Genomic DNA, 13,322 nt, shown 5'->3' on the forward strand with positions numbered 1-13,322 from the left:
ATAAAACTCAGAAAGCTGCTTCCGTAAAATGAAAACGAGGTGGCAAACCTCATTATCTTCGATAAAAGGAGAGCACTTTGTTCACCCCTTCCATAACTGTTCGAATATCATATTCGCTCATTTTCGGAAAAAGGGGAATCGTTAACACCGCTTCATACCACTTTTCGGCAACCGGACAAATTCCTTTCTTATATCCTAATTGTTGATAATAAGGGTGAAAATAAACCGGAATGTAATGAACGTGCACTCCGATATTTTCTGCCCGCAACGCTTCAAATATCTCTTTGCGTCCCACCCGAAAATTCTCTAATTGCAACTGAAGCACGTATAAATGCCAGCTTGAGTCCACATACGGAAGCTGATAAGGAATGCGCACCCCAGGAATGCGAGAAAACGCCTCATGATACATCGCGGCAATTTCCCGCCGTTTCTGCACAAATGCATCAAGCTTTGTCAACTGGCTGAGCCCGAGCGCTGCCTGCACATCCGTCATTCGGTAATTGTAGCCAAGATCCACCATCTCATAATACCAAGGCCCTTCATTCTTCCTTACATTCTCCGTTGTAATCCCATGCGTACGAAAACGTTTTAATTTAAGGTAGTATTCTTCATGATCAGTGACAATAACGCCACCCTCACCCGTCGTAATAGGCTTGACAGGATGAAAGCTGAACATCGTCATATCTGCTAACGAGCCTACTTTTTTTCCTTTATAACAAGCTCCTAAAGAATGAGCGGCATCTTCGATGAAGACGAGACCATATTTTCTGGCAATTTCCCGGATCGGATCTAGATCGGCAGGCTGGCCTGTAAAATCAACGGCAATAATCGCCTTTGTGCGCGGAGTGACGGCCTTCTCAATCAGATTCGGATCGATATTGTACGTTTTTTCATCAATATCCACAAACACAGGCGTGCCGCCAACATACAGCACGCAGTTGGCGCTGGCCGCGAAGGTAATCGGGGTCGTCACGACCTCATCTCCTGGCGAAATGCCAGCGGCAAAGCAAGCGCCATGCAGGGCGGCTGTCCCATTGGCAAACGCCACCGCATATTTCGCCCCGACATAGCGGGCGATTGCTTCTTCAAATTGCTCAATTTTCGGCCCTTGTGTAATGAATGGGCTTCTTAATGTTTCCACCACCGCTTCAATATCTTCTTCATCAATCCATTGCTGTCCGTAAGATAAAAATGATTCTCGTACAGGAGTTCCCCCATTGATCGCTAACTTCATGCTCCATTTCCTCCTTGATATCCTAAAGAAAAGCCACCCGACTACATCAGGCGGCTCGTTTTGATCCATTCTTCCGTCTTTTGAATCCCCTCTTCAAGAGACACTTTCGGCTCCCAGCCTAACAGCCGTTTTGCTTTTTCATAATTGCATAACAACTTTTGAATCTCACTCTGCGGATGAATATGAGGAACATGCTCAATCCGCTTTTCATCGCCCACGATGAGCTTAGCTAAATCATTAATCGAAATATCCCTGCCTAATCCAGCGTTCAAGATTTCCCCGTTCACCTTATTTGAATAACCAGCCTGAACGACAAACCGTGCACAATCGTCGACATACAATAGATCTCGTGTTTGTGTACCATCTCCATAAATTTGCAATGGTTCGCCGGTCAGTTTCTTCCGAATAAAGATTGCGACAACTCCACCTTCACCGCTTGTCTTTTGATAAGGACCATAGGTATTAAACGGCCGTACAACGACAACCGGCAGTTGATAGGCATGAAAATAAGACAGCACCATATTTTCCGCCGCAATCTTCGCCCCTGCATACGGAGAGGCCGGCTTTGTCGGATGAGTTTCGGTGATGCCTGTTTCCTGATAGCAGCGGTCATACACCATGCAGGTGCTCATAAACACCAGTTTTGTTTGATGCGCTCGACATTGTTCAAGGAGATAAAAGGTTCCAATCGTATCGTTGTAAAACGTCGTTCTTGGATCATCAATGGAATCTTGCACATTAATCGACGCCGCTAAATGATAACAAAGCTCATATCTATTTTCATGAAAAAGTTGTGCCAGCAAGTTCTCGTCTTTGATGTCACCGACGATAAACTGCTTTAAATTTGGATGATGGCGAAACTCAGCAATATTTTCTTCTCTCCCGTTGGAAAGATCATCGAGAATCCAAACATCGTGACCGTCCTCAAGCAACTGTTTGGCCACCGCACGACCGATAAACCCCGCGCCGCCTGTCAATAATATTCTCATACGGATCACTCCTTACAATAATAAATCCCATGTCACCGGCGTTCCTTTTTTTACATCACGTTTCACCGTTTTTCCAAGCAGCTGGTCGAAATATTTCGGAGGCAATCCACTTCCAGGACGAATCGCCCGAACGGTTTCCTTCGTCAGCGTCTCTCCTGCTTTCATATCGCGCACAATGTATAACGACCGCCGATGTTTCAGCGAGGCTTCTTCCGTTTTCGTGGGGCCGTATTGAACCCGCCCGATGCTTTGCCATGCCCGTTCCGTTTCGACAACTAAGGAAGCCATTTCATGGGGTTCCATTGAAAACGCCGCGTCCACCCCTCCTTCGGTGCGTGAAAGGGTAAAGTGCTTCTCAATGACAGTGGCCCCTAACGCAACGGCAGCGACACTGACACCGACCCCCATGGTATGGTCAGACAACCCGACTTGACATTGAAACAACTCTCTCATATGCGGAATAGTAGCCAAATTGGAGTTCTCAGGTGTCGCCGGATACGTGCTTGTACATTTTAATAAAATCAAATCTTGGCATCCCGATTCCCTTGCTGCTCTGACCGTTTCATCCAACTCGGCCGCCGTTGCCATTCCTGTTGAAATAATCAATGGTTTGCCTGTCGATGCCACCTTGCGAATTAAAGGCAAATCCGTGTTTTCAAACGAAGCGATTTTATAGGCTGGAACATGGAGTTCCTCTAAAAAATCAACAGCCGTTTCATCAAAAGGGGTGCTGAACGCAAGAAGCCCTAATTCTTGACAACGTTGAAAAATCGGCTCATGCCATTCCCAAGGGGTGTAAGCTTCCTGATAGAGCTTGTAAAGCGAATTCCCTCGCCAAAGGCTATCCGGGTCATCAATAAAAAAATCACCTTCATCAATATCAAGCGTCATTGTATCGGCCGTATACGTCTGCAATTTCACCGCATCGACGCCTGCTTGCGCCGCGGCTTCCACGATGGCCAACGCTCTCTCTAACGATTGGTTATGATTGCCGGACATTTCCGCAATAATAAATGGTTTATGGTTAGGCCCAATGAGACGATGGCCAATTTGAATGTCTTTGATCAACGAATCATCCCTCCAATAATGCCTCGACGATAGGGTGTACAGTATATTCTCTCATACTTCCCGCCAATTCGAATGCTTTGCGGCTCATACGCTTCAGTTGTTCCGATGAAGTCATCGCTCTATATACAATATCGGCATAGTCATCCGATTTTACATCCGCATGCCAGCCGACATTCCACACCGCTCCGTATGCAGCGGCATCTTCCGTCGATTGCCTCTGATTTTCCGCCACCACCGTCACCGCAGAGGGCAAGCCGAGAAAGCAACGTTCCCACATCGCTGCGCCGCCAGCTCCAATCGAAAAATCCGCCTTTGCCATCAGTTCGGCAAGGTAATCAATTTGACAATAATAGTGGAATCCCATTTCCCGACACCTTGATTCTATGTGAACGCGATTCAAGTTGGCTTTCCCTACCACAACATCAACGTCCAAATGGCGAAAATCAAGCTCCTTTAAAGCATGCAACGCTTTCTCCGTTTCATTCGTCGGATCGCTCCCGCCAAAAAACAAGAGCAACCGCCGAACTTGTCCGTTGCGAATCGGTGCATATCGTCTAGCCTCATCAAATTCCGGCCGCAACAACATATATTGTGGGCCTAAAAACAGACGGCAACCGGACGGCACAAGCCCATGATACCGCTGTTGCGCCTGTTGGTAATAGTTTTGATCCAACAAAATATCACATTGATGAGGTCGGTTCGCTAAATCATCAATCACCATCACACGACCGACATAGGCTTTCACGTTTTCTTCCCAGCGGCGATCAAGCTCATAATGATCGACAATGCACCAGTCGATCGGTTGGAGCAACCGCCGAATGACATCCATCGTCCATTGTGCATCCACTTCCTGAATCACAGGCCCATCGTAAGCAAGACGGAACACAGGAAACCCCTCGTGTTCCACCTCATCACACAAATCCCCTGGCCCCACCCTCATCGCAAAATACACCGTACAACCGGCTTCTTTCAGCATCCTCGCCAATATCAAACAACGCATAACATGGCCGGTGCCGATCGCAAACGATGAGTCGACACGGAATAAAATATTCATGATCCTATTCGCCTCTGCCCATTCAAGCCATAAAATGTTTATGATAAATAACCGTTTCAATGATTTTTTCCGCTCTTGCCAACCAAGTATGCTTTTCCATCACTTTCTTTCTTCCATTCTCAGCAATCTTCTGCAACGTTACTTTATCGTCCAAAAATGACTGTATCCTAGCATGAGGATATCGAGTAAAAGAGTACAAAAGAAGATCCTCTCCATCCTTAAATTCACTTTCCAAAAATAGATTGTTGTCTGTCAAACTAACGGATCCATTTAGCATAGTCGTAAAAATTCTCTCATGACCACCGTGAACGAAATTGGGCAAAACATTCAGAACAAGTTTGGAGTCCTTCATCTTCTCATATACATCTCCAAAACCAATAGCTCGATTCAACTTTATAGAATGATGATTAGTGAATAAATGTTCCCATCCATTTCCGTATACTTCAAATCTGGCATCCAACTTGGCAGTTTCCAAAACAGCTTCCATTCTTCGTTTGTTTCGTATATACAGATCTATATTCACAAGATGACTCCAGAAGTTAAAGTGATGCATATATTCATGATCAATTCCATAATCGATAAATACACTTTCAGCTATATCTATTAACGTTTGATTATGAGTATATAAATATTTTTCCATAATTGTATCAAACAGTTTACTGATATGCTTATCGCAGTCTGTCCACTGTTTTCGGAAGCAATCTGGATTTGTAAACGTCCCCACAAATAAAATATCGATCTTTCTCTCTTCCATTGTCTTACTTGAGACAGAAACCTCATTATACGAAGAACCATGAGGAATAAAAACTTTGGAATATGCTCCATTCAAAAATGTCCTTAGAAATGAAAGATGGGTTTGATCGACAGTCGAAACAATGAGATTTTTTACTCCTTGGTTTAATCTATTTATATGATACATAGGATGGTCAACTAAAAAGGCAAATAACGGAATATTTAAATGGTCATATAACGACTTATCTCCAACCTTTATGTCAATCCCTATGGCATTCATTGATAAGAAGAAAAATACCTCTTTTTCTTTTAAAACTCTTTCAAGTTCTGCTATCCATGAAGATGATAGAAGATCTATAATTTTCACTTCAAAACCGAGTTGTTGAAAAGATACAGCGAGATCTTGAATAAAATATCGAAGCACACCATACTGACTTTGCCCATTATAAAGGACAATCGTTTTATTTTGATGACTCATAGCTTCGCCTCCACGTACACATTTTACACCACCGGCTTTTGCTGAACATGGGCGTTGATTTGTGCTACATCAGGATGATCAAGCAAAAAACGAACGACCTCGCGTGAACGAACAAGTCGGTCTCCTTTGAAATGTTCTGCAATCGCCCTGCATAATTGATAATCTTCTTCCGTATCGAGTGTGATGCGCAACTGAGGATGCTGAATCTCCCTTGGCGCTTGAATATATGTGCGCTGAAATTCATCCGGAAACTCATACGCATAATACGTCACATGCTCCCGATGGCGCGGCTCTTTTCCATGATGGTATATGTATTTGAGAGCTGAGAATGACATCATTTCAACCACTAGGCCCCGAGGCAAATTTCCTTCCACAATCACGATATCAGATGGTTCAGACTTCATCACGTCAATAATTTGACCCGCCAGCTCATAATCAACAAACGGGCAATCCGCCGTCACGCGAATGACATAATCAGGACCATGAAGTTTCGCACACTCGTAATAGCGGGCAAGCACATCGTCCTCTGAGCCGCGGAAGCACGGAACATGATGCTGTTTGCACCACGATTCAATCGCATCATCCTGCGGCAGAGTGGACGTGGCGACGATCACTTCATCAATTTCCTTTACTTGTTCGCACCGCGAAACAACATAGTCCAATACAACATTGTTTCCAAGCGGCATGAGCACTTTGCCCGGCAGCCGCGACGATCCCATGCGGGCCTGGATGATGATGAGCGTTTTCAACTTGATCCCCCTTTACAAATCGATCACGAAATCGGCTGGATATCGAATTTGTTTCTTTTCATTCGTTGAACGGACAAATGGATAATCGTCCAAGTTCATCCCTTGCGATTCAAGAAAAAACCAATAAAAACTATCTAAACCGACTTCTATACTTAACGTGGAAGCTCCTCCGAAACGACTATTGCACTCTATAATATGAAAATCTCCTTTATTATCCATTATAACTTGCATTACAGCATGACCATATAATTTTAAACATTTAGCAACATCACTGCACATACGTTCTAATTTTTCGTTTTTTATCGTTGTCGTTACTTGCGATTCCCCGTTTACGACATTGTCCCTTGTTCGCGCTACTACTCCTTTAACGTCCCCTGTACGAGTAACATAAAGATCAACACTGATTTCAATGCCTTGAATAAATGGTTGGAAAATAGGGTCTTCTAATTTCTTAGCGTGCAATACCGCCTCTTCTCTTGATAAATTAATCCCTATGCTTCTCGCTCCAGCTCCGTAACGTTCTTTTACGACATAATTATTACATCTTAATTCTTGAGCGGATAAGGAAGTCGGAATCGCAGGAAAACCATTTTCAGTTAAAACTTTGTAAAAGCGCAGTTTATCAAGACAAGCTTTAATAGCTTCTGGCTCAGAAATCATGACGGAAATCCCATGTTCCTCAAACAATCGACGATGGAACGCAAAATAAAGAAGTTCGCCATCCCTTGTCGGTATAATAAAACGAATATTTTTTTTCTTACAGACTAAAATAAATTCTTCGATTTCCACCTCTTTAAAAGAAGGCATTTCCCAAAATTCATGAACAAAATATCGACCGATACAATTTGGATTCATATCGGCGCCAATCAAAACCATAGAAGAATCCATTTTCAGCATCGCTTGTTGAACAGCTTGCAGCATCGGTATTTTCTTCGAAATGCTTGTTACTAATACATTAATACATATCACCCCTTCGCTTTATAGAAAAAAGAGCTAATGACAATTCTATCATCAGCTTGTTTATTTTTATTTAATTAATTCAGTTAACGAATAAATTAAATAATCCGCTTCATATTCTCTGGAAAGCCTCGTTTGCATATGATCACCAACATCGCGAACGATACGAACGGTTCCCATGCCTAGTTTTTTAGCGGTAATAAAATCTTTGTTTGGATTATCTCCTATATATACACAATCGGCAAAATCTAAATGCAAATGTTTAACCATTTTTCGATACGGAGTCTCGCTAGGTTTCCAATGTTCCTCTCCTAAATCGCCAGTGACAATAATATAGTCAAACAGCTTCTCTAAATGAAGCGCCTTCACTTTGGCCCATTGCATCGTTGAATTTCCATCGGTAATAATCCCTAACTTTTTTCCTTTTTCTTTTAAATAGAAAATTAATTTCTTAGCATCATCATATAAAGAAATGTTAGGAACATGTCCACGATAAAGACAAACTAAATGTGAAATATCCATATGGATATCTAATCGCCTACATACTTCATCAAACACTCGACCGCGACCATTTCTTTTCCACTCATCAATGAGCATTTCGTAAATTTCACTTACATCTATATCCAATCGATAATTCGCCAACTCATTCGCCACAACCCAAAATCCTGATTTTACGTAATCATGTTCACAATATAGGGTATCGTCGAGATCAAATATATATCCTTTGAAATCTCTCATTAAAATTCACCATAAATACTTTACGTAGAAATTTTATCTTTGAACACTTTAAGAGCTCTTGCTATAACAGCATCCATATCATAATATCGATATTCGGCAAGCCGCCCAACAAATAGGACATTAGAAAATTGTTTTGCTTTCTCTTTATATCTTGCATACAACTCTAAATTTTCTTTTCTGGGAATTGGATAGTAAGGAATATCCTTTCCTTTTACATTTCGTTCATAGGCTTGAGGATATTCTTTGACAATCGTCGTCGATTGATGTTTTTGGCCAGTTAAATGCTTAAATTCTGTAATCCTCGTAAATTGATATTCATTCGGATAATTAACAGTACCGACAGGCTGCACAAATTCCTTTTGAATGTTTTCAAATTCAAAACGAAGAGAACGGTAAGGAAGTTCACCAAATTCATAGTTAAAAAATTCGTCGATTTTCCCTGTATAAATCAATGTTCCTTTAAATTCTTGTCCAAATAAACTTATATTCCCATTATTAAGGTCAATTTGTATAACTTCTTTATAATCCGTATTCAACATAAGCTTAATATTAGAGTGAGATAATAGCTTTTCAAATATTTTCGTATAACCTTCTTTCGGCATTCCTTGATAAGCGTCCTGAAAATAGCGGTTGTCCCTAGAGATATATACCGGCACTCTTCCAGTAACCGTTGGGTCCAATTCCTCCGGTTTCATTCCCCATTGTTTTGTTGTATAGTTCAGAAACACTTTGTCATAAACAAAATCCGCTAAAAACTTCAAATCTTGATCATCCGTTTCACGCAACTTTAAAATCGGGACTTTTACGTTATACCCAAATTTATTTACTAACTTCTCTTCCAAAGGTTTAGCAAGTGATTCGGGTAACAATTCATATAATGTATTTAAATTAAACGGAATCGGAACTTTTTTTCCATCAATTGAACCGAGAACATGATGATGATATAAATACCAATCTGTAAATTGTGATAAATAGTCCCATACTTCTTTGGAACGAGTATGGAAAATATGTGGCCCATACTTATGAACTAAAATGCCATTTTCATCATAATGGTCATAAGCGTTACCACCAATATGATTTCTCTTTTCAATAACTAACACCTTTTCGTTTAATTGAGTAGCGATTCGTTCAGTTATCACTGCTCCAGCAAATCCCGCACCAACAACAACATAGCTAAACATTTTGTTACTCTCCTTTTTTTTCAAGCCTTTTTAACTTTATCGGCAATAGCAAAAGGACAAATAGCCCAGCAACCACCGCGCCAGCCATAGATATAATGGACATTATGATATGCTTTATTCTCATCCATCGAATTTGTCCAGGCGTAATATCCCATAAATCGGAAACAAGGTTGCAAACCACTCTTTTTTTTGCCTTTAATGACAGTGAGAATTGGAAAACATTAAAAAATCCAGCCCCAGTCAGATTAGCAACAGGAATGATAACAACATCATAAGTTTCGTTTTTTAATTCTGGTACCCGTCTTTTTATCGAAAAGGATTCTTTATAAGGATATACGATGATTTTTTTTATGACATCATATTTTTCTACAAGTTTGACACTATGTTCATGTGTCAGCATATGATATTCGTAATCAGGGAATTTTTGTATAATAGTTTTTAGATTTTTATCTAATTGCTGCATGCTTGCTGACCGAACAATTAATAATTTTTTCATACTACGATGTACTCCCTAACCATGCATAGGTGTTTAATTTGCTCGATTTAGTATCGACATTTTACCGATAGAATGTAAAAGAAATATTAAACGGAACACGCAGTTTTTCCGCGATAGCCCGATTGACCGCCTTTCGCTTTCCTTTTAATTTGTATGCTTCGCGAAAGGCTGACCACATCGCCTTTAAGTAAACAGTAGTTTTCTGTTCCATGGAATAATAAAAGCAATCATATATTAGTCTAAGCGTTATTTTTAACGCCATGTCCGTAGGGTAATGTTTCCAAACAAGCCAAAATGCATTTCTTGTATAGTAGAATGGCGCCCTCCAAGAGGCGCGATTTTTAGGAGAATATTTATGATAAGAAACAATGTTAGAATAAAATTCAATGCGATAACCCGCATCCCAGATTTTAAATGCACAATCCATTTCGTTATTGTAAAGAAAAAATTCTTCAGGATAATATCCAATTTTTTTAAATAAATCCTTCCGAATACCTACACCCGCACCGTTAAAAGACATCAAGTAATCGCTGGCTACGGCCTTCACTTCTGCTGTCTCATCGGTATGCTCTAATTCGTTTTTTATCTCATCGTAATTATAATAATTGCGCACATCAAAGGCCACCACACCAAGCCGTTCATCCTCTTCAAATACTTGAACCATTCTCCGGATCGCATGTCTCGCAGGGAAAGAATCATCGTCAATAATAACGATGTACTTTCCCTTAGCATTTTCAAATCCAATATTATACGCCTCAATTCCGATATTTTTAAACATTCTTATCAAACGAACATCGGGAAATTCGTTTTCAATCATTTCGGGCGTACCATCTGTGGAAGCATTGTCCACCACAATCACTTCAATTGGCGTATAATCTATTTCTTGAATATGCATTAAGCTTTCACGCACATCATCTTTACGGTTCCATGCAAGCATGACGATGCTGACAAGAGGAAATTGATCTTTCATTTTTGCTCCTTTCCTTAACTAATCTTATTTTTCTCTCCAGTCTAAAAAGCGTTGCTTTAAAACAGGGAAATAAATATTTTGATAAATTTGATACATCGTTTTGTAGTTCGCCATGTAGTGCCGATCTTCTTCAGATTGAACAACATTAAAATATTGGTCTACATATAAATCTATATCATTCGTAAAATCTGCATCTAATACATGATTATACACAGCAATAGAAGGGAGAGTTCCCTTCTCATAAACTGAACGAATATTTATTGTGGGAAATTGCAACTCTAACAACTCTTTATCCTCATTATTTGCAACTATAGCTTCTATTTTCGCTTCTCCAATGTGTCCAACTATTGATTGAAGTACTCTAAACTCACACTGAGGAATTAATACAATACGCTTTTCATTATTCACAAATTTAGCGAATTGATCAAAAGTATTGGTTTTTTCACGTTCGAAAATGCGGCCTTCAGGAGCTTTACCTCTCAATCCCTTTAATGCATCTTCAATAGCTAGTAATATTGTCTTGGCAACATTATATTGCTTATTATAGTTACACATATAAACAGCTTGAAATGTTTCTTTTATAATTTGCTTAGCAAAGCTCTCCAACAACTCGTCATCAAGATAGTTTAAAAAGAAATTTATACGATTACGCCAAAAATAGTAAGTTGAAAATGTATTTGTCTTATTAGCCGCCCCCATCTTATGCCATACTTTTGATCTAGAATTAGCTACAATACGATACCCGGCTAACTTCATTCGATAAAACCATTCAATATCATCCCAATAGATAAAAAACGATTCATCCATTAAACCTGCTTTTTTAATCGCTTCAGTTCGAACCATTACTGAACATGCAGGAACATAATCACACTCAATAAGTTCTGGTATCGTTTCATCATCAATATATCCTTTGTAGTTAGGTCTTATATTAAATTCGTTCCAATTAATTGATGCTCCCAACTCTTGAAGCTGATTAGGCTGATCAAAACTATATATTTTTGATCCTGCTGCTGCTACATTCGAATTTTTCTCCATAAAGTAAAATAACTCTTCTATTGCTTTAGGATGCACAATTACATCATTGTCTAATAAGTGAATATATTTATACCCTTTTTCTAATGCAATACGAATCCCTGTGTTAAAGCCGCCAGAACCTCCCTTGTTTTCTTTATTAGCAATTATTTTAATCTTATCCCCAAATTGCTCTATAATCGCATCCACAGAGCCATCTGTAGATGCATTGTCTACTACAATTAATTCAAAACTTTCTAAACTAGAACTGAGCAAAGATCTTATGCATCGTATCAACCAATCTTTCCCATTCCAATTACAAATAACAACTGCCATTTTTACCTTCATAATATAGATACCTCTCGATAAATCTTCTTAATTTTAACTATATACTGTAGATGAACATTTTTCGTTACAATAATTCCCATGATTAGAGAGACAAACAGGGTACCCCTTATGCGATACGGAGCTGTTTTTTGATCACATCAATGGGAATATCTTGCTTGGCAGCATCATAAATGAACTCGACGACGCTGTGGCCTTTCCGCGACTGAAGCAACTCCAGTCCAGCGGAAAGGGTTTGTTGAGATTCGGCGATGCTGTACACGCAGGAGGGCAGCACCACCGCCCAATACCGTTTCACCGCCCGAATGTGGCGAACGCAATATCCACCTAGCTTCAGCTGGTCTTTCGCCTGCCGGAAAAAGCATTCGATCGTCCAACGCTGGACGCAGCAACGCAAGATCTCTTCATCGCTCAGCTTCCGGTCGGTGCTCAAGACGACATGAAGATGTTCCGGTGTCATCGGCTAAGCAGCCTTCCAAGCAAGCAGCACCACCGCATCATCAAGACCGTTGAGCGCGCCTTCGCAGCGGTAGACACGATAGCGCTCGTTCCCCACCGTGACGAGGCGGGTGTCTCGCGGTTCGAAATAGCAGGCAAACTGCTTGGCTTGGACCGCGACGCCGTTCGGGTAGAGAATCCGGTTCGTCTTGAGCATCGCGATGATAGGGAATCCTTTTTCAGACAGGCTTCGATGAGCTGTTTGGACGGATACCAAGAGTCCATCAGCACATACACCTGCTGATCCAGCTTCACCTTGATCGAGGAAAGTATCTCGATCGCCAGGTCGATTTTGCTTCTTCCCGCCTTCTTGTCATACAAGCGGAACGCGAACGGAAACGCTTGCGTGAAGGTGTGCACCATCAGCCAAACGAGCGAATGCCCCCAAACCGATTGATGATCCTTGTGCGAGTAGTGCCAGTCGCACCCTTCGATGGCGTGCGTTGTTGCCCGTGACGAAGGCTTCGTTTTTTGGCAAATCGTATCATCGATCGAAACAAAAAGGGATTGATTTTTCTGTTTGGCGATCCGTTCGACACGATGAAGCATCCATTGCTGGAGTTTCCGAAGCAGCGTCTCTTCATCCCAAGGGCTTTTCGTGAAAAAATGGCTGAGCGTTGTTCGATGGTTGGGATGAAAACTCCAGTGATGGACATCGGTCAGCGTTCCTGAAAATCCTTTGGTCGTCAAGGCATCGACGATATGAAGATGCAACGAAGAAGTTTAACATATCCTTGACGAAAAAGAGGTTTGCCCATTTTCGGCTGTCGGAGGCAAGCCACAGGCTTGCCTCCGACAGTCGATCAAATACTCGGGAAAAAC

At 41.0% G+C, this 13,322-nt stretch carries 12 protein-coding genes and 1 pseudogene; all 13 read right to left on the reverse strand.

What is annotated here, in order from left to right:
• Positions 1 to 52: 52 nt before the first annotated feature.
• Positions 53 to 1,234, reverse strand: coding sequence for a UDP-4-amino-4,6-dideoxy-N-acetyl-beta-L-altrosamine transaminase (gene pseC, locus BJQ97_RS15380; protein ID WP_160157235.1), 1,182 nt, complete (start codon positions 1,232 to 1,234; stop codon positions 53 to 55).
• A 41-nt stretch (positions 1,235 to 1,275) separates the two neighbouring features.
• Positions 1,276 to 2,223 (reverse strand): dTDP-glucose 4,6-dehydratase, encoded by a 948-nt coding sequence (locus BJQ97_RS15385; RefSeq protein ID WP_160157236.1) that lies wholly within the window; start codon positions 2,221 to 2,223, stop codon positions 1,276 to 1,278.
• A gap of 12 nt (positions 2,224 to 2,235) precedes the next feature.
• The gene (gene pseI / locus BJQ97_RS15390) at positions 2,236 to 3,291 is read right to left on the reverse strand and encodes a pseudaminic acid synthase (RefSeq protein WP_160157237.1); all 1,056 of its coding nucleotides are present in this window, start codon (positions 3,289 to 3,291) and stop codon (positions 2,236 to 2,238) included.
• 4 nt (positions 3,292 to 3,295) lie between these two features.
• On the reverse strand, positions 3,296 to 4,345 hold the full coding sequence (gene pseG, locus BJQ97_RS15395; protein WP_160157238.1) for a UDP-2,4-diacetamido-2,4,6-trideoxy-beta-L-altropyranose hydrolase: 1,050 nt from the start codon (positions 4,343 to 4,345) through the stop codon (positions 3,296 to 3,298).
• A gap of 22 nt (positions 4,346 to 4,367) precedes the next feature.
• Positions 4,368 to 5,555 carry a glycosyltransferase family protein gene (locus BJQ97_RS15400; protein ID WP_160157239.1) on the reverse strand — a complete coding sequence of 396 codons (1,188 nt, stop codon included), beginning with the start codon at positions 5,553 to 5,555 and terminating at the stop codon, positions 4,368 to 4,370.
• A 23-nt stretch (positions 5,556 to 5,578) separates the two neighbouring features.
• The gene (locus BJQ97_RS15405; RefSeq protein ID WP_160157240.1) at positions 5,579 to 6,304 is read right to left on the reverse strand and encodes a cytidylyltransferase domain-containing protein; all 726 of its coding nucleotides are present in this window, start codon (positions 6,302 to 6,304) and stop codon (positions 5,579 to 5,581) included.
• A gap of 12 nt (positions 6,305 to 6,316) precedes the next feature.
• Positions 6,317 to 7,273, reverse strand: a complete 957-nt coding sequence (locus BJQ97_RS15410; protein ID WP_328718839.1) for an ATP-grasp domain-containing protein — start codon at positions 7,271 to 7,273, stop codon at positions 6,317 to 6,319.
• A gap of 57 nt (positions 7,274 to 7,330) precedes the next feature.
• Complete coding sequence (locus tag BJQ97_RS15415) at positions 7,331 to 7,999, reverse strand: HAD family hydrolase (RefSeq protein ID WP_160157242.1); 669 nt, start codon at positions 7,997 to 7,999, stop codon at positions 7,331 to 7,333.
• A gap of 20 nt (positions 8,000 to 8,019) precedes the next feature.
• On the reverse strand, positions 8,020 to 9,180 hold the full coding sequence (gene glf, locus BJQ97_RS15420; protein ID WP_160157243.1) for a UDP-galactopyranose mutase: 1,161 nt from the start codon (positions 9,178 to 9,180) through the stop codon (positions 8,020 to 8,022).
• A gap of 4 nt (positions 9,181 to 9,184) precedes the next feature.
• The gene (locus tag BJQ97_RS15425) at positions 9,185 to 9,676 is read right to left on the reverse strand and encodes a glycosyltransferase family 9 protein (RefSeq protein WP_160157244.1); all 492 of its coding nucleotides are present in this window, start codon (positions 9,674 to 9,676) and stop codon (positions 9,185 to 9,187) included.
• A 61-nt stretch (positions 9,677 to 9,737) separates the two neighbouring features.
• Complete coding sequence (locus tag BJQ97_RS15430; protein ID WP_160157245.1) at positions 9,738 to 10,646, reverse strand: glycosyltransferase family 2 protein; 909 nt, start codon at positions 10,644 to 10,646, stop codon at positions 9,738 to 9,740.
• 24 nt (positions 10,647 to 10,670) lie between these two features.
• Positions 10,671 to 12,005, reverse strand: coding sequence for a glycosyltransferase family 2 protein (locus BJQ97_RS15435; RefSeq protein WP_160157246.1), 1,335 nt, complete (start codon positions 12,003 to 12,005; stop codon positions 10,671 to 10,673).
• Positions 12,006 to 12,111: 106 nt separating this feature from the next.
• A pseudogene (locus tag BJQ97_RS15440) lies at positions 12,112 to 13,208 on the reverse strand (IS701 family transposase); the annotation flags it as partial.
• Positions 13,209 to 13,322 lie beyond the last annotated feature (114 nt).

Origin of the sequence: Geobacillus sp. TFV-3 (genome assembly GCF_009901865.1) — a bacterium.
Classification (GTDB): Bacteria; Bacillota; Bacilli; order Bacillales; family Anoxybacillaceae; genus Geobacillus; species Geobacillus thermoleovorans_A.

What these genes read in the sequence shown, in the direction of transcription:
- pseC (WP_160157235.1), bottom strand. Translation starts at nt 1,234, where the DNA reads ATGAAGTTAGCGATCAATGGGGGAACTCCTGTACGAGAATCATTTTTA.
- BJQ97_RS15385 (WP_160157236.1), bottom strand. Translation starts at nt 2,223, where the DNA reads ATGAGAATATTATTGACAGGCGGCGCGGGGTTTATCGGTCGTGCGGTG.
- pseG (WP_160157238.1), bottom strand. Translation starts at nt 4,345, where the DNA reads ATGAATATTTTATTCCGTGTCGACTCATCGTTTGCGATCGGCACCGGC.
- BJQ97_RS15400 (WP_160157239.1), bottom strand. Translation starts at nt 5,555, where the DNA reads ATGAGTCATCAAAATAAAACGATTGTCCTTTATAATGGGCAAAGTCAG.
- BJQ97_RS15415 (WP_160157242.1), bottom strand. Translation starts at nt 7,999, where the DNA reads ATGAGAGATTTCAAAGGATATATATTTGATCTCGACGATACCCTATAT.
- glf (WP_160157243.1), bottom strand. Translation starts at nt 9,180, where the DNA reads ATGTTTAGCTATGTTGTTGTTGGTGCGGGATTTGCTGGAGCAGTGATA.
- BJQ97_RS15425 (WP_160157244.1), bottom strand. Translation starts at nt 9,676, where the DNA reads ATGAAAAAATTATTAATTGTTCGGTCAGCAAGCATGCAGCAATTAGAT.
- BJQ97_RS15430 (WP_160157245.1), bottom strand. Translation starts at nt 10,646, where the DNA reads ATGAAAGATCAATTTCCTCTTGTCAGCATCGTCATGCTTGCATGGAAC.
- BJQ97_RS15435 (WP_160157246.1), bottom strand. Translation starts at nt 12,005, where the DNA reads ATGAAGGTAAAAATGGCAGTTGTTATTTGTAATTGGAATGGGAAAGAT.